Origin of the sequence: Hymenobacter sp. HSC-4F20 (assembly GCF_019599275.1) — a bacterium.
GTDB lineage: Bacteria > Bacteroidota > Bacteroidia > Cytophagales > Hymenobacteraceae > Hymenobacter.
In genome coordinates, this window is sequence record NZ_JAHZTD010000003.1 from 328,057 (window position 1) to 351,763 (window position 23,707).

Annotated in this window: 14 protein-coding genes; 11 read left to right on the forward strand and 3 right to left on the reverse strand. The window is 60.7% G+C overall.

From position 1 onward, the window contains the following. The first annotated feature begins 182 nt into the window (after nt 1–182). Nucleotides 183–4,595, forward strand: coding sequence for a hypothetical protein (locus K3G63_RS23100; RefSeq protein WP_310794607.1), 4,413 nt, complete (start codon nt 183–185; stop codon nt 4,593–4,595). Between the two features lie 104 nt (nt 4,596–4,699). Here K3G63_RS23100 and K3G63_RS17445 read toward each other — a convergent pair whose 3' ends face one another. Further along, nucleotides 4,700–5,692 (reverse strand): M28 family peptidase, encoded by a 993-nt coding sequence (locus tag K3G63_RS17445; protein ID WP_259404540.1) that lies wholly within the window; start codon nt 5,690–5,692, stop codon nt 4,700–4,702. 188 nt (nt 5,693–5,880) lie between these two features. On the opposite strand from K3G63_RS17445, the gene proB reads away from it, so the two are divergent. Further along, nucleotides 5,881–6,972 (forward strand): glutamate 5-kinase, encoded by a 1,092-nt coding sequence (gene proB / locus K3G63_RS17450; protein ID WP_220615402.1) that lies wholly within the window; start codon nt 5,881–5,883, stop codon nt 6,970–6,972. Nucleotides 6,973–7,115: 143 nt separating this feature from the next. Beyond that, nucleotides 7,116–8,366 (forward strand): glutamate-5-semialdehyde dehydrogenase, encoded by a 1,251-nt coding sequence (locus K3G63_RS17455; protein ID WP_220615403.1) that lies wholly within the window; start codon nt 7,116–7,118, stop codon nt 8,364–8,366. Nucleotides 8,367–8,539: 173 nt separating this feature from the next. On the opposite strand, the gene K3G63_RS17460 is transcribed toward K3G63_RS17455, so the two are convergent. Next, complete coding sequence (locus K3G63_RS17460; protein ID WP_220615404.1) at nt 8,540–9,079, reverse strand: alpha/beta hydrolase; 540 nt, start codon at nt 9,077–9,079, stop codon at nt 8,540–8,542. Between the two features lie 44 nt (nt 9,080–9,123). Between K3G63_RS17460 and K3G63_RS17465 the strand changes: the two genes are divergently transcribed. Beyond that, the gene (locus tag K3G63_RS17465) at nt 9,124–9,732 is read left to right on the forward strand and encodes a Uma2 family endonuclease (protein ID WP_259404541.1); all 609 of its coding nucleotides are present in this window, start codon (nt 9,124–9,126) and stop codon (nt 9,730–9,732) included. 34 nt (nt 9,733–9,766) lie between these two features. Then, nucleotides 9,767–10,363, forward strand: a complete 597-nt coding sequence (locus tag K3G63_RS17470; RefSeq protein ID WP_220615405.1) for a Uma2 family endonuclease — start codon at nt 9,767–9,769, stop codon at nt 10,361–10,363. Nucleotides 10,364–10,367: 4 nt separating this feature from the next. On the opposite strand, the gene K3G63_RS17475 is transcribed toward K3G63_RS17470, so the two are convergent. Beyond that, a complete protein-coding gene (locus tag K3G63_RS17475) occupies nt 10,368–11,093 on the reverse strand; it encodes a hypothetical protein (RefSeq protein WP_220615406.1) in 726 nt (241 codons plus the stop codon). A 108-nt stretch (nt 11,094–11,201) separates the two neighbouring features. On the opposite strand from K3G63_RS17475, the gene K3G63_RS17480 reads away from it, so the two are divergent. From K3G63_RS17480 to K3G63_RS17505, 6 genes are all read left to right on the forward strand, one after another. Beyond that, nucleotides 11,202–16,763, forward strand: coding sequence for an alpha-2-macroglobulin (locus tag K3G63_RS17480; protein ID WP_220615407.1), 5,562 nt, complete (start codon nt 11,202–11,204; stop codon nt 16,761–16,763). Between the two features lie 35 nt (nt 16,764–16,798). Continuing rightward, entirely contained in the window at nt 16,799–17,278 is a 480-nt protein-coding gene (locus tag K3G63_RS17485) for a hypothetical protein (protein WP_220615408.1), read from the forward strand. Between the two features lie 149 nt (nt 17,279–17,427). Further along, a complete protein-coding gene (locus K3G63_RS17490; RefSeq protein WP_220615409.1) occupies nt 17,428–18,204 on the forward strand; it encodes a protease inhibitor I42 family protein in 777 nt (258 codons plus the stop codon). A gap of 76 nt (nt 18,205–18,280) precedes the next feature. Continuing rightward, nucleotides 18,281–20,593 carry a penicillin-binding protein 1C gene (pbpC, locus tag K3G63_RS17495; protein WP_220615410.1) on the forward strand — a complete coding sequence of 771 codons (2,313 nt, stop codon included), beginning with the start codon at nt 18,281–18,283 and terminating at the stop codon, nt 20,591–20,593. 379 nt (nt 20,594–20,972) lie between these two features. Then, nucleotides 20,973–22,325: a TolC family protein gene (locus K3G63_RS17500; protein WP_220615411.1), complete on the forward strand. Its 1,353-nt coding sequence runs from the start codon at nt 20,973–20,975 to the stop codon at nt 22,323–22,325. A gap of 135 nt (nt 22,326–22,460) precedes the next feature. Continuing rightward, the gene (locus K3G63_RS17505) at nt 22,461–23,639 is read left to right on the forward strand and encodes an efflux RND transporter periplasmic adaptor subunit (protein ID WP_220615412.1); all 1,179 of its coding nucleotides are present in this window, start codon (nt 22,461–22,463) and stop codon (nt 23,637–23,639) included. The last annotated feature ends 68 nt before the right edge of the window (nt 23,640–23,707 follow it).

Consider the following 23,707-nt stretch of genomic DNA (forward strand, 5'->3'; position numbering starts at 1 on the left):
AAAAATGTGTAAAATTTTGTCATCTATGTATTACTTATTCCAAGGGCAATTTGTATGTTTCGGTCCCTATGTTATTGTGAGCCAAGGACTGCGGCACCTTATCTGCCCGCCGCACCGGGTTTGCGCTGTTATGGGCCGCTCGCCGGCGGCCAGTTGTGTTTTATTCTTAACCACATTCCTCTATGGGCATTTCCCTGCTGATGCTGGTCGTCATTGTCGTCGGCCTGCTGTACCAGGACATTACCAAGCGCATCCGGGAGCTGAGTAATTGGCTGCACCAGCGCCAGGACGACCACCAGGCGTTGCTCGCCACGGTGCACCGTCTGGAACAAGAGCTAAATCAGCTACGCGCTGCCGCAGCAGAACCCGCCCCGGCGAAACCTGCACCGGCCGCGCCCACGCCAACCACGGCTCCTCTTACGCAGCCCGCACCGCCTAGCCCACTGGAATGGTACCGCGCTACCCCCGCGCCGCCTCCAGCCGCTGCCTCGCCTACCCCTCCGGCCGAGGCTACACCAGCAACGGCACCAGCCCAGCCCGCAATTGCCGCTGCCGCCGCTACCCCAGAGCCCCCCGTTCCGCCGGTTGCGGCCCCAACGGCCCCTCTCACCGAACCAGCTCCGGCAACTCGCCCGGCAGCGGCGCCAGCACCAGCAGCTCCTGCCCCAGGCATTCCCCCTACGCCTGTTCCCGCTACTCCGGAGGCCACGCCTACCGCTCAGCCGGCTTTGGTAGCGGCTACTACCCCGCCCCGGCCGCAAAGCCCCACTCCTCCTTCCCCGCCCTGCCCACCGCAACGCCCCACCGCAGTGCCCACCGAACCTACCGGACCTAGCTGGTGGGACCGGGTGGAGCAACTGCTGCTTGATAACTGGACCGGGATTCTCGGGGCCGTGGTGCTTGTTACGGGAATTGGATTTTTGGGCGTTTATACAGCCTTGCGCGTTAGCCCGCCCGTACGTTTCGGCATGATTACGGCCTTCGCGGCAACGTTGCTGGGCCTGCATTACTACCTGCGGCCTAAGCCGTTTGCTGCCCGGCTGCACGTGTGGCTGCAAAGCAGTGCGGCAGCGGTGTTCTTGTTTGCCTGCGTGGGCGCCGTGAGTGTACCGGGCTTGCAGTGGGCGGGCCCGCCGCTGAGCTACTTGCTGCTGTTGGCAGGGGTAGCGGCCAACCTGTGGCTGGCCTGGGACGCAAGCCGCGAATCGGTGGCTACCCTGCACGGGGTGCTGAGCCTGGTGGCCCTGGCCGTGCTGCCGCACACACTGCTGACGCTGGCTGCGGCCGCAGGTGTCACGGCTTTCAGCATCGGCATTACGTATCGGCAGCGCTGGAAATATCAGCTGCTTTTAAGCATCATCAGCTTTTTCAGCTTCCATCAATACTGGCACCACTCGCTGCTGAGTAGCGGGCCGCTTTCCGGCACCGTGCGTTTGGGGGCCATGGGGTTGGTGCTGCTGGTGGGGGTAGCGGCCGCCGTGGTGCAGTACCGCAAGGTGTACGCCACTACCCGCTTCGATGCCCTGCTGTTCGCGGCGCACGTCCTCAACTGGACCTGCCTGGGCATCAACCTCTACCAGTACAGCACTGGCTCGCCCTGGAAAACCGTGCCCCTGGGCCTCGGCGCCGTACTGACGTTCTGGGTAGCCCGGCGGGCACGGCACCTGGGCATTGCCTGGCTTTTCCGTACCGACAGCGTTATCTCCCTGGCACTAGGCTTATTTACGGCCTTCTCCTTGCAGGGCTGGCACGCCTCCGGCACCCTGATCCTGCTGTTTATGCTCTTGGAAACCCTGCTGGTGGCTTTCATTATGCGGCGGGAGCACGAACTGGTGGTTTTCCAGGTAGCTACGGCCGGGGCGCTCCTTGCCTCGGGTGCCTTGCTGGCGCTTAACATCAGCCAGCTCATGCTGTACTCGCCCACCCAGCTGTACCGCAATGCCTTTTTGCTAGGGCTAGCCGGTATTTTGGGGGCCGGCTACTACCATCTGGTTCAGCGCCAACCTTTGCCGGAGGAAGATACCGGTAGCTACGGCACGGAGCTGCACCAGGGAGTCGGAGCCATGGCAGGGGCCCTCTACATTGGTACGGCCGTGTTGCTGCTGCGGGCCCTGTTTGGGGTAGCGCAGCCACCGGTAGGGCTTCTGATTGGCAGCTCGCTGGCTGGTACAGGCTTCCTCTGGACCCTGGCGTGGTGGTTGCGCGGCGGCGCGGCGTGGTTCCGAACAATGCACCTCCTGAGCGGACATATGCTGGCGGCGGTGGCCATTCTGGGCCTGCACGAGGCGGGGCTCAGCTGGCCCGCTACTGCCGCCACGCTGTATCTGGCAACGCTGCTGGTGGCAGGCACGCTGGGCTTGCTAGCTGAGCTGGTTGCTTACCGCCTGCTGGTTGGGGCGGCACTGGTTAGTGGCGGCTGGCTGCTGCTCCAGGTGACGCACAACGTCCGGCACCTGGCGGGGCCAGAGTTGCATCAGCGGCTGGGTCTGCTGTTGCTGGTAGGCCTGACGACCTCCGTGCTGCTCATCTTACCCCGCCGACACGTACGCTTTACCCAGCTGCTGGCGCCAGTTCAGCACCTGTATACCGGCTTGCAACTGCTGGCGGTGCTGGTGTACCTCACCGGAACGGCGCTGCTTGGTCAGGCTTTGTTTGCGCTACCCCAACCACCTGTCGCCAGCTTGCTGGTGTGCGCAGTGGGAGCAGCCGGCCTGCTGCTGGGCCTTGCAGCCTGGCTTCGGGGTAGCACCGGCTGGTTCCGGGAGGCGCACCTGCTCCTGGGCCAGCTTCTGCTGATGGTAGCCGTGCTGGGCCTGCACGAAATCGGCTTGTCGTGGCCGGCTACCAGCACTGTGCTATATGCTGAGGTACTGGCCATGACTTTGTGGTTGGCCTGGCAGGCCGAGTGGCCGGTGTTCCGGTTGCTGCATTATGGGTCGTTGCTGCTGGCCGTTGCCTTGCCGCTGCTCGTGTACCACACCGGCCTTCTTACCGACTCCGTGCGGGCCCTGCTGCTGGTAGTGGCTGCTTTGGCTACCCTTACGGCGCAGTGGCTACTAGGGCGTACTATTTCCCTACCCAGCGTCCTACCCCCGGCGTACCACCCAACCTATAGCCTGCGGGTGCTGGGCTGGCTGATGGGGCTGCACTTACTTGCGGCCGGTGGCCTAGTGTATGAACATACCTGGGCCGGCTGGGTGGCCGTTGCCCTGGGCAGCGCCCTGCTGCTAGGGCGACGCTACTCCACGCTGCCCGGCTTATGGACGGGCGTGGCCGGTGCCGCCCTGGGGTATCAGGTGTTGCAGTGGACCCGGGTGCTGCCCGCCGGACCGGTATTTCAGCCGGGGCCGGTTCTGGGGTATTTGCTACCCTTGCTCTTGCTGCCGATGGTAGGCGTGAGTTGCTCGTGGTGGGAAGCCCGGCAGCAGCATGTCCGCTGGCCCTGGCTGTATCTGAGCGGGTTGCAGCTGCTGGTGGCCACCTGGGCCGCCCTGGCCCCTCGCTCCGAAGCCCTGCCCCTACTCGCCTGGACCGGGCTGGCGGCCGCGCTGGCTTGGGGCGCTACACTGGTGCGTCGGCAGTGGCCTGCTCCTGCCGACCTGCAACGCGCCGGCTCCCCCGACAGCTACCTGCTGCACCTGGCCTACGGGCTGCTCGCACTAGCCACCCTCGGACACCTGACGTTGGTAGCCACTCATTCAATGGATGTGTTGCTGGGCTGGCCGGCCCGGCGCCTTACTGCCAGTGCTCTGCTCCTGGTGCTGGCTGGCTGGAGCTGGCAGCGGCCACCCGCCACTGCCCCGGTATATGCCTCGTGGCGTTACCTGCATCCGTTGTTGCCCGAAGCTACTCTGCTGTTGGGTGGCCTTACGGTGTGGGGTGAAACGCGGGTTGAATGGCATGCGGTGCTGTGGGTGCTGGGCGCCTTTGCCCTCACTCTGGCCGGGAGCTACTTACCCTTGCGCCTGCGGCGGGTGCGCGTATACGGACTTCTGCTCTTCGGGGCGGCTGTGCTGAGTAGCGCCTACGTGACTCTGGCGTATCTGGAGCCGGGTCAGCTGCTGAGCCTGGCGGGCCTTACTACTATGGCAACCACCGTGGGCCTGTTTGCTTACGCAGCCGTGGCCTTGCAGCAGTTCCCAAGTACTACGGCCGCCTCGTGGCCGCGGCTGCTGGCCCCGCTGGCAGCCCTGGGGCGGGTGCCCACGGCGCTGCTTATTCCGCTGTTGCTGTACCCGGCTTTCGGGGTGCTCACGCTGTTGCTGCTCCAAAGCTTCGACCGCTCTATCCTGACGGTGCTGCTCATGCTGGAAGTGTTGGCTGCCTTTATCAGTAGCCTGCTGCTCCGCCGCCAGGATCTGCGCTACGCTGCTCTGGCCGGCACGGCCTTGTGCTTCGGACGCCTGCTGCTTGTCGATCTGAAGCAGCACGGCACCATCACCCGCGCCATCGTCTTTATCCTGATGGGGGTGCTGTTGCTGGGCATGAATGCTTTGTATGCCCGGTTTAAAAGCCGGTTTGCCGAACCCGACTCTCCCGAAATGCCCGACCACCCCGATGCGCCGGAGGAAACCGTGGCCGATTCCTTAAGCTGATACTCTTGGCCGGGGCCGGACTAGAAGCCGGCCCCGGCCTTTTTGTTTGCTCGGGAAACCAGGCCCGCCCGATGCTACCCCTCTCGTAAGCCCCAGGCCTGCGCCTATAACCCCAGAACGGCGGCGTACACCCCGTTTACTACCTCCGCCATGCGCCGGAAATCCAGGGTGTCAATGGTATCGGAGGGCTGGTGGTAGTTGGGGTTGCGCAGGAAAGCCGTGTCATTAATCATCACGGCATCATAGCCGTAAGTCCAGTAGTTGCGGTGGTCGGAGAGGCCGGCCAGGCCCATTTCGGCGGGCAGATTGATGTGCTGCACGTCAATATCGGCCTTGGCTTGCATCAGCTCCTGCACCTGCTGGGTAAAGGCCTCCTGACCGGTCCGGCCCACCACCGTAATGAAGTTGCCGGTGTTGGGGTAGCGGGCGGCCAGCTGCTCATTGGGGAAACGCTGCGAGCCGGGCTCGTCGCGGAAGTAGCCAATCATTTCGTAGCAAAGCATGGCCCGCACCTGTACGCCGGCATCATGCAACGATTTGGCGTGCACGGCGCTACCCATGTACTCGGTGGCAAAGTAAGGCGGCTCCTCGTTGGGGTAGGCCACCAGATCGATGCGGTATTTCAGATTGGAGCCCAAGGTGTGCAGCAAACGAGCCGTTTCCAGCAGGCCCGCCACGGCGCTGGCGTTGTCGTCGGCCCCGGGCATGTCATCGAACACATCATAATGTGCCCCCACCACAATGCGCGGCGCATTCGCCGAGCCCAAGGACAGGATAATGTTGCGGTACTGCCGCCCATCGGCCCGAAACGGCTGCTCCTCCACGGGGCCGGCTTCCAGCTTCTCAAACTCTCCCTTGATATAGTCGGCGGCCTGGTTCAAGGACCGGAGGTTGCGGTAATGACGACCGGGTTGCAACGAGGTCAGGAACTTTACGTGGGCGTAGAGCAGGTTTTGGTCGGCGTGCATGGTAGTGGCGGGTTGGGTGGGAGAAGATACGGCCGGCAGCTGGCTGCGCTGGGCGGAGTTGGTGTCGCAGGACAGCAAGGCCAACAGGCTCGGCAGAAGCCAGCTGCGGCTGGTTCGAAGCAGTATCATAGCTGCATAAACGCACGAGACGAGCGGAGGTAGGCGGCCTAGCGAATTATCGGTTTCTACTGCCGGGCTCACTTCCTGCACGGCGGTTCTGGTGGGCGCTGCGGACATTTCTTTTGCGGTGCCGCCCTGCCCCCTACCCTGCCTACCTCTTCTCTGCTACCTTACGCTCCCGAACTCAACCGCAGGCTATGGCGCTTTCTTACCAGCGAATCATTGTAAAAATCGGCTCCAACGTACTAACCCAGCCCGACGGCTTCCCCGATTTGGCCCGCATCCGCCACTTGGTAGAGCAGATTGCGGAATTGAAAAAACAAGGCAAAGAGGTAATTGTGGTGTCGTCGGGGGCGGTGGCCTCGGGGCGCAGTGTGGTGCAGGTGCCGGCCAAGGCCGATGCCGTTACCAGCCGCCAACTACTGGCTGCCGTGGGCCAGGTAAAGCTGCTGGCCACTTACGCCGAGCTGCTGGCCGGGCACGGCCTGTTGTGCGCGCAAGTGCTGGTGACGAAAGAAGACTTCCGCGACCGGGTGCACTACCTCAACATGCAGAATTGCTTCCGGGCCCTGCTCCAGAACAGCATCATCCCGATTGTAAATGAGAATGACGTGATTTCGGTAACCGAGCTCATGTTCACCGACAACGACGAGCTGGCCGGCCTGGTGGCGTCCATGCTCAACGCCGACGCTCTGCTGATCCTGAGCAACGTGGACGGCATTTTCAACGGCGACCCGAAAGACCCGGCTTCCGAGCTGATTCCGGAAATTGGGCCGGCTACGACCAGCTTTTCGTCCTTCGTGACGGCGCAACGCTCCCAGTTCGGGCGGGGCGGCATGATTACCAAGTGCCACATGGCCCAGAAAGTAGCCCAGCTGGGCATTGCGGTACACATTGCCAACGGTACCACCGAGAACGTACTACCCCGCCTGCTCCGCCAGGAGGTAGTGAACACGCGCTTTGTGCCCAGCAAATCGGCCTCCGGCAAAAAGAAGTGGCTGGCCCACTCCGAGCTGGCGGCGAAAGGGGCCGTGCAAATCAACGCTGGTGCCAAAGCCGCCCTCACTACCCCCGGCAAGGCCACTAGCCTGCTGCCGGTGGGTGTTTTAGGGGTAGTCGACACCTTTCAGAAGGGCGACATCATCCGCATCCTCGATGAGGCCGGCAAGCCTCTGGGCCTGGGCATAGCGGAATACGGCGCCGACAAAGCCCTGGAGCGCCTGGGCCACCAAAACCAGAAGCCGCTGGTACACTACGACTACCTGTTTCTGACCACGGAAGCCGGCTAGACCTTGGCGCTGCTCCTACCTCACAGCTAGGTTTACCTTCTAGAGAGTAACTCAGATTACTCTGTTCAGGAATGACAGCCGTTGATTAGCAATACGAAGCAGAAGCCTGGCCTGCTGCCTTTCGCTCCTTAAGCGTTTATCCTATGCACCTGCAAGAAATTTTTCAGGCTACTCAGGCCGCCAGCCGAGCCTTGGGTCAGCTTTCGGCCGAAACCATTCGCGGGGTACTGCTCGACCTAGCCGCAGCTGCGGTAGCCGAAACACCGTTTCTGCTGGCTGAAAACGAGAAAGACTTGGCCCGCATGTCGCCCGAGGACCCGAAGTACGACCGGCTTCAACTCACTGCCGCGCGCCTCGAAGCCATTGCTGCCGATATTCGCAACGTGGCGGCCCTACCCTCGCCCCTGGGCGCAACCCTCCAGGAACGGACGCTACCTAATGGCCTGCACCTGCGCAAAGTGCGCGTGCCGCTGGGCGTGGTGGGCGTCATCTACGAGGCCCGCCCCAACGTGACGTTTGACGTAGCGGCGCTGTGCCTGAAAACCGGCAACGCCTGCCTGCTGAAAGGGGGTAGCGACGCGGCGTATTCCAACCAGGCCATCAGCCAGGTGATACAACGCGTGCTCCGGCGGCACAGCCTGGCCCCCGCCAGCATCAGCCTGCTTCCGCCCGACCGCCAGGCCACGGAAGCCCTGCTCCAAGCCATCGGCTACGTCGATGTGCTGATTCCGCGCGGCAGCCAGCAGTTGATCGACTACGTCCGCCAGCACGCCAAAGTCCCCGTCATTGAAACCGGCGCCGGCATCGTGCACACCTACTTCGACGAAACCGCCGACCTGGCCCAAGGTCAGGCCATCATTGCCAACGCCAAAACTCGCCGGGTCAGCGTCTGCAATGCCCTGGACTGCCTGCTGGTGCATGAGGCTCGCTTGCCCGAGTTGCCTGCACTGCTCGCTCCTTTGGCTGCGGCAGGTGTGGTGCTGTATGCCGATACGGAATCCTACCAAGCCCTGGCGGGCTCCTACCCGTCACCGCTGCTGCAACCTGCCACTACCGAGCACTTCGGCACCGAGTTCTTGTCGTTGAAAATGGCCGTGAAAACTGTCGGGGATTTAGAGGAAGCGCTGGCCCATATTGCTACCTACAGCTCCCGGCACAGCGAGGCCATCATTTCCGAAGATGCGGCCCACATTGAGCGGTTCCTGAATGAGGTGGATGCCGCCGCCGTGTACGCCAACGCCTCCACCGCCTTCACCGACGGCGCCCAGTTCGGCCTCGGCGCTGAAATCGGCATCAGCACCCAGAAGCTGCACGCCCGCGGCCCCATGGGCCTAGAAGAGCTGACCAGTTACAAGTGGCAGGTGCGCGGCACCGGGCAGGTGCGGAAGGGATAAACGGCAGACGTGCACCGCCTCGTGGCTAAGATGCGCGCAGTTGCCTCTTCCCGTTGCACAGCGGCTGGTCGGGGGCGGCCCGAATCGGTTGTAACAACATCCGCAACTACTCCTTCCTATATGAATACGCGCCTCTACTGCCTGCTTTTAACTACCTGCGGCAAGCTATTCTGCTAGTGCGCAGTGTTCAGCAGTTCCCGCAACAGCGCATGTCCTTCGGGCCACAGCCCCAAACCGGATGCAGAGTTGATATGGCCTAGCGCTCCTACGTTCACCAGCCGGCTGCCCCAGGCCTTGGCAAACTGCTGGGCCCGCGCCAACGTGGCGTACTCATCGTTGGTGCTGGCTACCACCGTGCTAGGAAACGGCAGACGCGTAAGCGGCATCGGAGCAAAGTTTGCTACTTCTGGCGGCAAGTCGGGCCGGTCTACGTCGGCGGGAGCAACCAGCAGGGCACCTGTTATGCGGGGTGAGGTGGAGCCGGCCCAATGCGCAATGGTCGCACAAGCCAGGCTATGCCCAACCAGCACCACCTCGGGGCCGGCAGCCGCTATAGCCGCATCAAGTGCGGCTACCCATTCGGAGAGAATGGGTTGGTCCCAGTTGCGCTGCTCTACGCGCCGGTAGCCGTAGTGCTGTTCCCAGCGGGTTTGCCAGTGGTCAGGGCCGGAGCTGCCTAGGCCCGGTACGATAAAGATGGTCGGTTGCTGCATGAGCACGAAAGTAGCGCCTGCGCGTATCTTTACTACCCTACGAAATGCCCGCTGCCATGCCCCCCATCACCAGCCTTTCCCAGCTCGACCTCACCAAAACCTACACCTACGCCGACTACCTCACCTGGCAGCTCACGGATTTTGTGGAGCTGGTGAAGGGCAAAGTCCGCCGCATGAGCCCCGCCCCGCGCCGGGTGCACCAGAAGATTTCCGGCTATTTCTTCGGCTCCGTGTACGCCCACTTGCTCCAACGCTCTTGCGAGGTATATCACGCGCCCTTCGACGTGCGCCTGACTACCACCGGCCCCAACGGCGATGCCCAGATTACTACCGTCGTGCAGCCCGATATTTGCGTGATCTGCGACCCGGAAAAGCTGGACGACAAAGGCTGCCTCGGCGCTCCTGACTGGATTATCGAAATCCTCTCGCCCAGCACGGCCGCTTACGACACCCGCGAGAAGTTTGAGCTCTACGAGGAAAGCGGCGTAACCGAGTACTGGATTGTGTTTCCCGGCGAGAAAACCGTGGCTACCTACGTACTGGAAAACGGCCGGTACCAGTCGCGCGGCGCTTACTTCGAGCCGGGGCCCCTACCCGTGCACACGCTGCCAGGGTTGGAGCTACAGTGGGAAGGCGTGTTTGCGGGGGTGTAAGCCTACTTTCTACTTTACGAAACATACTACCGCCATGCCCCCCATCACCAGCCTCTCCCAACTCGACCTCAGTAAAAGCTACACCTACGCCGACTACCTGACTTGGCAGCTCACGGAGTGGGTAGAACTCATCCGGGGCAAAGTGCGTCCCATGAGCCCAGCCCCGCGGGTGGTGCATCAGCGTATTTCGAGCCGTTTCATGGGAATGATTTACATGCATCTGGCCCACCGCTCCTGCGAGGTTTTTCACGCGCCCTTCGATGTGCGCCTGACCACCGCCAGCCCCAACGGCGACGCGCACATCACCACCGTTGTGCAGCCCGACATCTGCGTAGTGTGCGACCCAAGTAAACTGGACGATAAAGGCTGCGTAGGCACCCCCGACTGGATTATTGAAATCCTGAGCCCCGGCAACCTCGCCCGCGACACCAAGGAGAAGTTCGACCTTTACGAGGAAAATGAGGTAGGCGAATACTGGATTGTCTCGCCCGGCGAGAAGAGCGTGACGGTGTACGTGCTCCAGGACGGCCGCTACCACGTGCGCGGCGAGTATTATACACCCGGCCTCATTCCGGTTCATACGCTGCCGGAGTGCGGCATTGAGTGGGCAGAAGTGTTTGAGGGGGTATAGTATTTTATTTTGTCGCTACGGACTTTTTAATCAAGTCAGCCCACTCCCATTGTTTGCGCTTCCATGTATAGCGAAGGTGCCTAGGTTCGCCTGAACTAGTAAACTCCTCCTGCCTGACTTGAAACTTCACCGTTTTATTACCTAAGTAAAATTGAATATGTGTCACATCATCGTGTATAGATGTTGGAGGCAGAAATTTTATATTTTTTGGATGGGTACGGTTATAGGCCTCAAAATCCTGGAAGAATTTCTCTCCAGCTTGGAAGTGGGTTTTATTCTGAAAATAAAAATTGATTACAGATGGCCTCCCTGTCGCTACAGGCTGATTTTGGCAGCAATCAAGATTTTTAGACAGCGTTTTGCCTTTGTCACGCCAGAATAAATAAACAACCTGCTCTTCCTCTGAACATAGGCAGCTTTTCTTTGGCTTGCCTAGCTCATCCAGCGCAGGCAGATACTCACAGCCTACACAACCACTCTGATAAAACAGGACTGTATCAACTCCCGATTTCTTCAATCGGCTGGTAAGAATCTTATGCAGATTCCACATTCTGTTATGCTGAGGAATGTTTTTCGTCAGATAATTTTTGGTAATTGAATCTAGCACTTCGATATAACCCGGCTGCTTCGCAATGTTATGTGAAGGCAAATTCACTGCTTCAAGACGAAAGCCAGACAATAACACACATCCTATTAAAGCCAGTGTGAGTAGCAAGTTGCGTTGCCTCATGATAATTCAGGTAATATTCTCAATAAGCTGATAGCGAATCTATACATAACATAGCAAAAACGCCGTTTTTCTATACCTTCCGGCGTCCTTTCTACCTCCTTCCTATCCATGCTTTCCCGCACCCTTTCTCGCCTGCCGCTGCTGGTGCTGCTGGCTTTGCTATGTGCTTGCTCTAAGTCGGGCTCTGATGCCACTTCGGACCCCAACGGCGAGGAAATTGACCCGTACCAGAATCTGGTGTTTCAGTTTGCGGATGCCGTAGCCAGCCCCGAGCAGCAGGACCGGTGGGATACGGTGCAGGTAGTAACGTTCGAGCCGGCCATGCGCGGCAAGTTCAAGTGGACATCGGATAGAGAACTGATTTTCTCTCCCAGCACCCCCTTTAAGCCCAGCACCGCCTTCACGGCCACGCTACGCAAAGAGGCCCTGCCGGAAGGCAAGCAGGGCGTGGAGCTACCCGAGAACCGCCAGAAATTTCACACGCCCTACCTGCAGCTGCAGGAGCCGCAGGCGTTCTGGGGCCGCTCGGAGCGGGCGGCGGGCACGGCCGAAATGCGGGTGGAGCTACCCTTCAACTACAGCGTAAAGCCCGCCGATGTGAAGCCCCTGCTGCGCGTAACCCAGGACGGGCAGCCCGTGGCCTTCGAGGTAAGCGGGGAGCCGGGTCAGGTGGTGCGCGTGAGCCTGAACCAACAGGTGCGCCCGGGTAGCCCGCTCACGGTGGCACTGGCTCAGGGACTGCGCGCCCAGGGCAGCGACCAGGCATCTACCGCCGACTACGAAAAGCAAGTGCAGGTGCCCGACCCGGAGGCGCTGGAGGTGCGCTCCATCACCGGCACTCTGCAGTCAGCTGACCCGGTCATCACCATCCTGACCAACCAGCCGGTAACCACGGGCGATTTGCAAAATGCTCTGTCGGTGTCGCCGCAGGTGGCCTACGAGGTGGAGGAGTTGGAAAGCGGCTTCCGCCTTAAGGGCGGTTTCGAGGTAGGCAAAAGCTACCAGGTGAGCTTGCGCCAGGGGCTGCGCGGCAGCTTAGGCGGCCATCTGGGCGAGGATTTCACCCAGACGGTGAGCTTCTCCGATGAGCGCCCGACCATCAGCTTTGCCAGCGCCGAGAAGGCCATGTACCTCGATGCGTTGGGCTCCCGCAACCTGGGCGTGCGCATCAATGAGGTAGGCCAGGTGAAGGTGACCATTGCCAAAGTCTACGCCAACAACATTCAGCAGCTGTTGCGCGGCGGTACCCAGTACGGCTACCCCGGCTACGAGGGCGAAGAATCGGAAGGCGAAGAGGAACAGGACGAAAACGGCGAATACGTGGACCGCTCCTACCAGTACTACGACGTGGAGAACCTGGGCAACGTACTCACGGAGCGCACCTACACGGTGTCGGGGCTGCCGAAGGCGCAGGGGCTGCGGCTGCTGAATCTGAACCTCAAGGACCTGGAGTTTTCCGGCGGCCTGAAGGGCCTCTACATTATCAAAGTGCAGGATACGGAGCGCCAGTGGCTGCAGGTGAGCAAGCTGGTGGCCGTGTCGGATATCGGGCTGATTGTAAAGCAGGGCAAGGCCGGTAGTACGCTGGTATTTGCCAACTCCATCCGCAATGCCAAAGCCCTGAGCGGGGTGGAAATGCGCTTTATCAGCACCAACAACCAGGTAATGGGCACCGGCCTGACCAACGGTGAGGGGGTAGCGAAATTCGATAGCACCGCCCAGAACGGCCGCTTCCGGCTGGGCATGGTGATGGCCCAGCAGGGCAACGACTTCACTTTCCTCGACCTGAGCCGCAGCCGCGTAGAAACCTCCCGCTTCGAGGTGGGTGGCCTACAAAGCAACGCCGCCCGCTACCAAGCCTTCCTCTACGGCGACCGGGACCTGTACCGCCCCGGCGATACCATCCAGACCAACACCGTCATCCGGACCGAAGATTGGCAGGCGCCGCCTAAAGGCCTCCCGGTAAAAATCCGGTTGCTGCTGCCTACCGGCAAGGAGTACGCCAGCCTACAGAAAACCCTGAACGCGGCCGGCTCCTTCGAGGCGCGCTTCCTGCTACCCCCCGCCGTGATGACGGGCCTCTACACGATGGAAGTGCTGACCGGTAACGATGTGCTGCTGACTTCGCGCCAGATTTCGGTGGAGGAATTCATCCCGGACCGTATGAAGGTGACGGTAAAAACCGACCGCACGGTGGTGAAGCCCGGCCAGGCTGTTTCCGCCCAGATTACGGCCCAAAACCTGTTTGGTCCGCCCGCCGCCGACCGCAAGTTTGAGGTAGAGTTTTCGCTTAAGGAAAAAGCCTTCAACCCTAAAGGCTTTGAGCAGTACACCTTCGCTATCAACAGCGGCGAGCGGCGGCGTGGCTCCTACGGCGACCAGGAATCTACCCCACTCTCTGACCGGTTCGAGAAGACTACCCGCGAAGGCACCACCGATGCTGCTGGCCGTGGCACCGCTACCTACGAGGTACCCGACTACACCGACTTAGGAACCCTGGAAGGCGCGGCTTTCACCACCGTATTCGACGAAACTGGCCGCCCCGTGAACCGCCTGGCTACCTTCGAGGTGCAAACCCAGTCGGTGCTGTTCGGGGTCAAGAGCCCCGATGAGTTGGTGAGCACCGGCAAGCCCCTGGCCGTGCAGCTGGTGGCCCTTACCCCAGCCGGCAAGCCCGCCCAGGCGCAGGCCCAGGTACGCATTGTGCGCCTGCTCTGGGAAACGGTGATTGAGCGCCAGGGGGGCCGCTACATCTACAACTCGCAGAAGCGGGAGCAGGTAGTGCTCAACCGCACCATTCCGGTGTATGGCGGTAGTAACGCCGAGGCCAACCTCGGCTTCTCGCCCACTTACTCCGGCGAGTACGAAATCCGGGTTTCCCGGCCCGGAGCCGTTACCTACGTAGCTCGGCGCGTGTACGCCTACGGCTACGGCGACACCCAGAGCAACTCCTTCGAGGTGAACAACGAGGGCGAGGTAACCATTGAGGCCGACAAGGCCAAATACGAGCCCGGCGACGTGGCCCACCTGCTGCTGAAAACGCCCTTCCCCGGCCGCGTGCTCGTGACCGTGGAGCGCAACCGCGTGCTCGACCACTTCTACGTAAACACCGATGAGAAATCGGCCAAGGTGGACGTACCGATTCGCGCGGGCCATGTGCCCAACGTGTACGTAACGGCCACTGCCATCCGCGAAATCAAGGACAACCGCCTACCCCTCACGGTGGCCCGCGGCTTTGTGCCGCTCACGGTAGAAAAGCCCGGCGCCAAGCTGCAAGTGGCCATTAAAGCGCCCGCGCAAAGCCGCTCCCAAACTGCTCAGACCATTGAAGTTACCACCGCCCCTGGCGCCCAGGTGACGCTGGCTATGGTGGACGAGGGCATCCTGCAGATGAAGGACTACCGCACGCCCGACCCCTACGGCTACTTCTACCAGAAGCGCGCCCTGGAAGTACAAGCCTACGATGTCTACCCCTTCCTGCTGCCCGAACTCGGGACCAGCAGCACCGGCGGCGACGGCTACGACCTCTCGCGCCGCACCACGCCCGTGCCCAACCGCCGCGTAAAGCTGCTCGCTAAATGGAGCGGCGTGCTCACCGCCGATGCCAGCGGCAAAGTGCGCTACAAGCTGCAAGTGCCCCAGTTCAGCGGGGCCGTGCGCATCATGGCCGTGGCCTACAAGAACGACGCCTTCGGTTCCGCCGAGCACACCATGCGCGTCGCCGACCCAGTAGTCATCAGCACTGCCCTCTCCCGCTTCCTCAGCCCCGGCGACACCATTGACGTGCCCGTAACGCTGACGAACACGACAGGGAAGCCTATGAATGCTGTTATTACCCTGAAATACAATTCACTCTTAAAAATACCTAAGCAAAAATCTATCTATAGAACTGATAAGGTAAGTGGAGAGGTATCGGTATTAACACCAATTCTCAACGATATAACTGAAACTCTAAAGCCTAATTCGGAAGCTCGAGTGCAGTTTCATATTGAAGCGAGTGGCCTAGGAGTAGGTTTAGTAACCGTTTCTGTAAAAACTAACGGTACTAATGAAACCTTCACCGAAACCATCGAACTACCCATCCGCCCTGCTTCGCCGCTGCAGAAGCGCACGGGGGCGGGTGTGGTAGCGGGCGGCGCGGCTCAGCAGTTGAATCTGCGGACCGACTTTCTGCCCTCGTCGTTGCGGAGCCAGCTGGTGGTGAGCCGCTCGCCGATGACGGAGTTTGCCAAGGACCTGCGCTACCTGCTGCAATACCCCTATGGCTGCCTGGAGCAAACTGTGTCGGCCGCTTTCCCGCAGCTGTACTACGGTGATTTGGCCGCCACGCTAGGCCAGAAAACCGGCAAGCCTGGCAAAGCAGGCCTATTCAACCCCAACTACCACGTGCAGGAAGCCATCCGGAAGGTGGAAGCCCAGCAGATGTACAACGGCTCCCTCAGCTACTGGCCCGGCGGCGACTACGACAACTGGTGGTCCACCACCTACGCCGCCCACTTCCTGCTGGAAGCCCAGCAAGCCGGCTTCGAGGTGAACAAGAATGTACTCGATAGAGTACTGCGCTACCTGCAAGCCCGGGTGCGCAAGCGCGAAACCGACACCTACAATATCATCCAGACCGGTGGCGTGATTCAGCCCGTGACGCTGGCCAAAAAGGAAGTGGCCTACTCCCTCTACGTGCTGGCCCTGGCCGGCCGCCCCGATGCTGTGGGCCTGAACTACTACAAAGCCAACCGTCCCCAGCTCGCCGAAGATTCGCGCTACCTGCTGGCAGCGGCCTTCGCCCTGAGCGGCAACCAGCGCGGCTACCAAAGCACGGTGCCCACCCGCTTCGGCGCATCGCCCAGCATTGCCGGCCGCCAGCTCGACGGGGCCTTCTCCTCCCCCATCCGCGACGAAGCCCTGGTGCTTAATGCCCTGCTCGCCGCCGACCCCGCCAACCCGCAGGTAAATACCCTGGCCCGTCAGCTCAGCCGCCAGGTAAAGCAAGCCTACTGGCTCAATACGCAGGAACGGTCATTTGCCTTACTAGCACTGGGTAAGCTGGCGAAGAAGAATGCCGGCAGCACGGTAGTAGCCAGCCTGCTGGCCGATGGCAAGGCCATTGGCAACTTCTCGGGCAAAGACCTCACGGTAAGCAACGTGGCTAACCGCCAGCTGCAGCTGCGCACCAGCGGCAAAGGCAGCCTTTACTACTTCTGGGAAACGGAAGGCATTTCGCCCACCGGCCAGGTGCGCGAGGAAGACGCCTACCTGCAAGTGCGCCGCCAGTTCCTGGACCGCAACGGCGCGCCCGTGGGCAGCACTAGCTTCAAGCAAAATGACCTGGTAGTTGTCAAAATCACCATCCAGTCAGCTGAAACCGCGGGTGAAGTCAAGAACGTGGCCATTACGGACCTACTGCCCGCCGGCTTGGAAATCGAGAACCCACGCATTGGGGCCGTCCGCGACCTGACCTGGGCCAAAGACGCCGCCCAACCCGACTACCTCGACGTGCGCGACGACCGGATTAACCTGTTTACTACCGCTACGCCCACGGCCAAGTCGTTCTACTACCTCTGCCGCGCTGTGAGCAAAGGCACCTTCAAGCTCGGTCCCGTCAGCGCCGATGCCATGTACAACGCCGAATATCACAGCTACGCCGGCAGCGGCGTGGTGCGGGTGCGGTAATATTTAATTCGGCCAACCATTTATATTTCAAACTAATGGCTTGGGACAATATCCTTTTCTACTTCATTGTTTTATTGCTCGCACTGCCGGTGGCTATATCAGTGTATGCAGCTGTGCGGACAATAATTAGCCGGTTCTGGCCGATGCAACAGCACTCTACTGGAGTTTCCATTGGCATAGCGGCTGTAACTACGCCTTTCTTGTGCGTGGCTGGATTTCAACTCGCGCTGTATTTCTACTTCTACTATCCTCACCGCGACTTTGACCCAAATAGATGGGCATCTACTTTGCCTAAGCGCTACGAGATGGTCGAAGACCTCCAAGCATCACACCAACTTGATGGTCTTACGGAGGCAGAAGTTATTAAGCTATTAGGCAAGCCGGACTATCAATTTGAAAATGGTTGGGAATACTATATAGGCATGTTTCCTAAAGCAGTTCCTATTGATGGCGACGCGTTGTCTATACAATTCAGCAATGGTAAAGTGGTGCGCTACAGGATACACGAAATGTAACCCGCGAATAGCAGTCCGAGACTTATTAAGCAGCTCAACTGCAGCCTTTCCACCCAGCACGCGTACACTTCTAACCGCTTTTCACGCAGCCGGCACTTGGTAAGTAGCCGGCTGCGCTGCTGTTGCCTACCTCCACTACCGTGCGCTATATGAACCGGACTTCACTTACTGCCCTCGTACTTCTGCGCCTTTCGATGCTGGCTCTGCTCGGGGCGGCTTTCATGATGCCTACCGTAGTCCAGGCCGACATTGTGACTCTCAATGCCAATGATAACGGCAAGCAGGTGCAACTGAACGTAGGCGACCAACTGACGATTCGCTTGCCAACGATTTCGCCCCGCTTTGGCTGGCGCCTGACCCAAGCGTACCCGGGGCAGCTGACGGTAACGACCACAAATGTGCTGCCGGGCCTGAGCAGCGGTGTACCGGGTGCGCCGGCTACCTTCGAAATTCACTTTCAGGCCGTAGGCACGGGTGGCCTTGACTTAGCCTTAGTGTCGGCCCAGCCGGGCACGGGCTACTCCACGCTGGGCGGCTTTTTCCACGTATTTGTTACCATTGATAAGCCCGGCGTGGCCAAAAACGTGAACATCACGGAGTACGGCAACCACAGCCGCGTAAAGGTGAACAAGGGCGACCAGCTGGCTATTCGGCTGGATAATACCGCTGGCTCGCAGTATCAGTGGGAGGTAATGCCCATTGCCGATAACGTCATCCAGCTGATTACGCCCCCGTCCGCCGCGCCGGCAAAGAAGCCGAAAAAGAAAGCCAAAGCAGGCAGCGCAGAAGACGTTACATTTCAGTTTCAGGCCCTGAACCCCGGCAAAACCACCCTGCGCTTTCTCTACCGCAACGCCACCAACAACGAAGCCCCGCCCAAGCGCGACTTTGAGCTGGAGGTAGAAGTACCCGAGCCGCCCCGATAAAAGCGGTACTACCGCCGTCGGCTTTCTATCTTGCTACCCCTGAACAACGGCTCTATGTCGTTGGCGGGCGGGCCGCATGAAACGCGCATCAACAATCATTGCAGGAGTGGTACTGGCCTTGGCGGTAGCGTGGGCCCTTGACCTGGCATTTCCGCTGCCGCCTACTCCCCAGTACTCGCCCATTGTACTGACATCCGACGGCACAGTGCTGCACGCCTACCTCAACCCCACCCAAAAGTGGCGGATGAAAACGGAGCTGCGCGAGATTACGCCCGTGCTGCGCAAGGCTATTATCGAGAAGGAAGACCGGTGGTTTCGGTGGCATTTCGGCGTGAACCCCGTAGCATTGGTGCAGGCGGCGGGGCGCAACGCGTTTGGCAAGGGGCGCACCACCGGGGCCAGCACCATTACCATGCAGGTGGCGCGGCTGCTGGAGCCGAAGGAGCGCACCTTCGGCAACAAGCTGCTGGAAATGCTGCGCGCTATGCAGCTGGAAGCCCATTACAGCAAGGATGAGATTCTGCAGCTCTACCTAAACCTAGTGCCCTACGGCGGCAACGTGGAAGGCGTGAAGTCGGCGGCTCTGCTCTACTTCCAGCAGCCTCCCGACTACCTGTCTCTGGCCCAAACCGTAACGCTGGCCATCATCCCGAACCGTCCGCGGGGGCTGGTGCTGGGCCGCAACAACGCCGCTGTGTTGCAGGAGCGCAACCGGTGGCTGAAACGGTTCGGGGAAGCCGGGCTTTTCCCCCAGCAGGATGTAGAGGATGCTTTGCTGGAACCCCTGGACGTACAGCGCCACGCGGCGCCCACGCTGGCGCCCCACCTCTCGCGGCGGCTGGTGCGGCAGTTTCCGCGGCAGGCTATTATTCGTTCCTCGCTGCACCGCAGCAAGCAGAGCAAGGCCGAAGACCTGACCCGCAACTACGTGCGCCGCCTCCACGAGCTGGGCATTACCCAGGCCGCCGTGCTGGTAGTGAACAACCGCACCCGGCAGGTAGAAGCCTACGTGGGCTCGGCCGATTTTCGCGACTTCGGCAGCCAGGGCCAGAACGATGGGGTAGTGGCCGTCCGCTCGCCGGGTAGCACGCTCAAGCCGTTTCTGTACGCGCTGGCCCTGGACCGCGGCCTAGTAACGCCCAAGCTGCTGCTGCCCGATGTGCCGACCAACTTCCAGGGCTACCGCCCCGAAAACTTCGACAAGCACTGCAACGGTGAGGTGACGCTGGAACGGGCCCTGGCCTACTCGCTCAACATTCCGGCCGTGCGCGTACTTAACCAGCTCGGCGTGCCCACCTTCACCGATAAGCTCCGCCAGGCCGGTTTTCAAAACGTAACCCGTAACCGCGCGCGCCTGGGCCTCAGCAGTATTCTGGGGGGCTGCGGCGCTACCCTAGAGGAACTCACGAACCTGTACGTGACGCTGGCCGACGGCGGCCAACACACCGCGCTGCACCTGACTTCATCCCCGGAAAGAAAGCCGCCTGGGGAGGCGACTACCGCCCTGGTTTCGCCGGCGGCGGCGTTCCTGACCACCGACATCCTCAGCCAGCTTACCCGCCCCGACCTACCCCTGAACGCGGCCAGTAGTATGCGCCTGCCCAAGGTAGCCTGGAAAACCGGCACCAGCTACGGCCGCCGCGACGCCTGGAGTATCGGCTATAACCGGCAGTACACCATTGGGGTGTGGGTGGGCAACTTCAGCGGCCAGGGCAGCCCGGCCCTCACCGGTTCCGACGTAGCCACGCCCCTGCTCTTCGACCTGTTCAATGCCCTGGCCTACAACTCGCCCAACGATTGGTTTGTGCCACCCGCCACGCTGGACTTCCGGCTGGTATGCGCCGAAAGCGGGCTGGTGCCGGGCGAAAATTGCCCCAATCAAATCATCGACTACTTTCTGCCGAACAGAAGCAGTGGGCAGCGCTGCCAGCACCAGCGCGAGGTACTCGTTTCGGCCGACGGTAGCTTTACCTACTGCCGGGCCTGCGCCCCGGCGGCCGGGTATCGGCGGGAGCTCTACCCCAATTTGCTCCCCGAAGTGGCCGCTTACAAGGAGGCACAGGGAATTCCGTACCGCCGCCTACCCCCGCACAATCCACAATGCCAGCTGGTGCGGGGCGGGGCCGAACGGGCCCCGTCCATTACCTCGCCTACTGCCAACACGGAATATGTGCTCAATGCCCGCGAGCAGCAGCAGCTTCTGCTCAGCTGTACTACCGACAGCGAGGTTCGGCAGGTACACTGGTATGTCAACGACCGGTTTGTGCGCACGGCGGCGGCCACCGAACGGGTCTTTATCCGGCCGCCGGCTGGTCAGCTCAAGATTTCCTGTGCCGATGACCACGGCCGCAATGCCGATGTGGTTGTTACCGTCACGGAGCTAGAATAATGGGTATCCCTTCCTGCGCCTCTAAAGCCAGCCCGCGGGCAGTGTTTTTCTAGAGCTGGGCTGTGCATGGGCGCTGGGTTGGCGGCCGGGGCGGGGGTAGCCTATTATTTTATTCGGCGGCCACAACCTTTTGGTGTTGCCCTGGTTTACCTGCCTTGGAGCGCCAGAAGCATGGTTGTATTCTTCCGGAAGAAGTCTGGACGGTACCACCCTGATAATCAGAACGCCCTTTATTTTTTCACAGAATTACATCATCATCAGGCAGCGGGCCGGGCATTCCGGGTGTCCTTGCGCCTGATGTTTGGAATACAGCCTGCCTCTACGCAGCCTGTAGCGTGTTAAGCTACATACACTGTGCGGTAGCTGCTTTACCTAGGATATGAAACAGATGAAACGGGTGCTCCGACTGTTGCTTGGGCTGTTGCTGCTTGCTCCGGCCTGGCTGCAAGCCCAACCTACCTCCCCTCCGCCGCCTCCCAGCCAGCTTACGCTGGAGCAGTGCCTGCAGTACGCCTTGCAAAACCAGCCGGTGCTGCGCCAGGCCCGCATTGATGAAGAAACCAACGAAGCCACTATCCGCATCGGGTTGGCGGGCTGGTTACCGCAGGTGGGCCTCAATGCCACCGGGCAGCATTATTTCCAGCTACCCTACACCGTGTTTCCAAACGCCGATGGGGTAAGCGTGCCCCGTCAGATTGGCTTGCGCAACACCTCCACGGTAGGCTTATCGGCTACCCAGGCCCTGTACAACAACGATGTGCGCCTGGCCCTGCGCACGGCGCGGCCTTCGCGGCAGTTCTACCAGCAGAACACCACGGGCGTACGCATTGATGTAGTGACGGATGTCAGCAAGGCTTTCTACGACGTGCTGCTTTCCCAGCGCCAGCTCGATGTGCTCAACGAGGACATTGTGCGCCTGCAGCGCAGTCTCCAGGATGCCCGGGCCCGCTACGAAGCCGGCATTGTTGATAAAACCGACTACAAACAGGCCGAAATTCTGCTTAACAACTCTATTGCGGCCCGCAAGCAGGCCCAGGAAGCCATTAAGGCGAAATCGGCCTACCTGCGCGAGTTGATGGGCTTGAGCGGGCAGCAGCCCCTAACCCTGCAGTACGACACGGTGCGGCTGATGCAAGACGCGGTAGTAGATACGGCCGTGGTCCTGGACCCTACCAACCGCATTGAGCTACAGCAGCTGCAAACCCAAAAGGCGCTGCAATCGGCCCAGATCAGCTACTACCGCTGGGGGTTCCTGCCGTCCGTGTCGGCCTTCGGCAACTACAACGCGGTATTCCAGAACAACAACTTCGGCGACCTGTACAGCCAGCGCTTCCCCAACTCCTATGCTGGTCTGCAGTTGAGCCTGCCCATTTTCCAGGGTACGCGGCGCCTGCAAAACCTGCGCCGCGAGCGGCTCACCGACCAGCGCATCGACCAGGACATCCTGGCCACCCGCAACCGCATCAACACCGAGTTTGAGCAAGCCCTGGCCAGCTACAAAGGCTACTACATGGACTACCTCATCGGGCAGCGCAACCTGGCCCTGTCCAAAGAAGTGTACTCAGTAGTAAACCTGCAGTACCGGGAAGGCATCAAAACCTACCTCGATGTGATTGTGGCCCAAACCACCCTTCGCACGGCTCAGCTTAACTACTACAGCGCCCTGTTTCAGGTGCTGAGCAGCAAGGTGGATTTGCTGCGGGCCCAGGGCAACTTAGCTACCTCTTACTGACCACTCATAGGGTAGCGCGCTTGTACTGGCTGCCTGCTCTACCAGTCCCGGGCTTTCTAATGCTCGCTCCCCTTATTCCCCGCCTTCCTTCTAAGCTCGGAGGCCTAGCTGCTGAGCTCTCTGAAAATACCTGATATGAAGAAGACTTTTCTTGTTTTGTCGTATGCCGCGGGCCTGCTGGCCGTTGCCAGCTGCGGCAACAAAGAGGCCGAAAAACCGGCCGGCCCGCCGCCTGCTACGCCCGTTACCCTAACCACGGCCCGCGTAACGGATGCCGTGTATTACGATGAGTACCCAGCTACTGTCGTCGCCATCAACAACGTGGAGCTGCGCAGTCAGGTAGCGGGCTTTATCACGGGCATCTTTTTCAAGGAAGGCGACGTGGTGCAGAAGGGCAAAACCCTGTATGAAATTGACCGGCGCAAGTACCAGGCCGCGTACCAGCAGGCGCTGGCAGGCCTGCGCAGCACTCAGGCTACCGTGCAGAACGCCCAGGTAAACCTGAACCGCTACGAGCGGCTGCTGGAGCAGGACGCCGTGGCCCGCCAGATTGTGGACAATGCCCGCACCAACTACGCTACGGCCCAGGCTCAGGTAGGCGTAGCTCAGGCCAACGTAGCCGCCGCCCGCACCGACCTGGATTACTCCCTGATCAAAGCGCCATTTACCGGCCGTATTGGAATTTCGCAGGTGCGTTTGGGCTCCCAGGTAAGTCCCGGCTCTACCTTGCTCAACACCATCAGCGGCGAAGACCCGATGGGCGTAGACTTTGTCATTACCGAGTCGGACCTTACCCGCTTCACTGATCTGCAGCGCCAAAACAGCGGCAGCGCCAGCGACTCTACTTTCCGCTTGGTGCTACCCGATGGCACCCGCTACGAGCAGCCCGGTAAGATTCTGGCCATCGACCGGGGCGTGAACCAGCAGACTGGTACCGTTCAGATTCGGGTGCAGTTCAGCAACCCGCAGCGCCAGCTCAAGGACGGCATGAGCACGGTGCTGCGCGTGCTCAACCGGCAGTCGGGCCGCCGCATCGTGATTCCCTACAAAGCCGTGACCGAGCAAATGGGTGAAAACTTCGTGTTTGTGGCCGGCGACAGCAGCAAGGCCTACCAGCGCAAAGTGCAGCTGGGTCCGCGCCTGCGCGACCAAGTTGTGATTATCAGTGGCATTAAAGAAAACGACCAGGTAGTAACAGAAGGCCTGCAGCGCCTGCGCGACGGCGGTCAGATTCAGACGGGTGCCCCCGGCCAGGCCGGAGCCTCGGGCCAGGGCGGTGCCGGTGCCCCAGCTGCGGGCGGAGGCGCCAAATAATTCTGGGCCAGAGCTAGCAGCCTGCTTTTCTCCACGGCACTTTCTGCGCTCCAAGCAGCCGGGCCAAG

What these genes read in the sequence shown, in the direction of transcription:
- K3G63_RS23100 (WP_310794607.1), top strand. Translation starts at nt 183, where the DNA reads ATGGGCATTTCCCTGCTGATGCTGGTCGTCATTGTCGTCGGCCTGCTG.
- K3G63_RS17445 (WP_259404540.1), bottom strand. Translation starts at nt 5,692, where the DNA reads ATGATACTGCTTCGAACCAGCCGCAGCTGGCTTCTGCCGAGCCTGTTG.
- proB (WP_220615402.1), top strand. Translation starts at nt 5,881, where the DNA reads ATGGCGCTTTCTTACCAGCGAATCATTGTAAAAATCGGCTCCAACGTA.
- K3G63_RS17455 (WP_220615403.1), top strand. Translation starts at nt 7,116, where the DNA reads ATGCACCTGCAAGAAATTTTTCAGGCTACTCAGGCCGCCAGCCGAGCC.
- K3G63_RS17460 (WP_220615404.1), bottom strand. Translation starts at nt 9,079, where the DNA reads ATGCAGCAACCGACCATCTTTATCGTACCGGGCCTAGGCAGCTCCGGC.
- K3G63_RS17465 (WP_259404541.1), top strand. Translation starts at nt 9,124, where the DNA reads ATGCCCGCTGCCATGCCCCCCATCACCAGCCTTTCCCAGCTCGACCTC.
- K3G63_RS17470 (WP_220615405.1), top strand. Translation starts at nt 9,767, where the DNA reads ATGCCCCCCATCACCAGCCTCTCCCAACTCGACCTCAGTAAAAGCTAC.
- K3G63_RS17475 (WP_220615406.1), bottom strand. Translation starts at nt 11,093, where the DNA reads ATGAGGCAACGCAACTTGCTACTCACACTGGCTTTAATAGGATGTGTG.
- K3G63_RS17480 (WP_220615407.1), top strand. Translation starts at nt 11,202, where the DNA reads ATGCTTTCCCGCACCCTTTCTCGCCTGCCGCTGCTGGTGCTGCTGGCT.
- K3G63_RS17485 (WP_220615408.1), top strand. Translation starts at nt 16,799, where the DNA reads ATGGCTTGGGACAATATCCTTTTCTACTTCATTGTTTTATTGCTCGCA.
- K3G63_RS17490 (WP_220615409.1), top strand. Translation starts at nt 17,428, where the DNA reads ATGAACCGGACTTCACTTACTGCCCTCGTACTTCTGCGCCTTTCGATG.
- pbpC (WP_220615410.1), top strand. Translation starts at nt 18,281, where the DNA reads ATGAAACGCGCATCAACAATCATTGCAGGAGTGGTACTGGCCTTGGCG.
- K3G63_RS17500 (WP_220615411.1), top strand. Translation starts at nt 20,973, where the DNA reads ATGAAACAGATGAAACGGGTGCTCCGACTGTTGCTTGGGCTGTTGCTG.
- K3G63_RS17505 (WP_220615412.1), top strand. Translation starts at nt 22,461, where the DNA reads ATGAAGAAGACTTTTCTTGTTTTGTCGTATGCCGCGGGCCTGCTGGCC.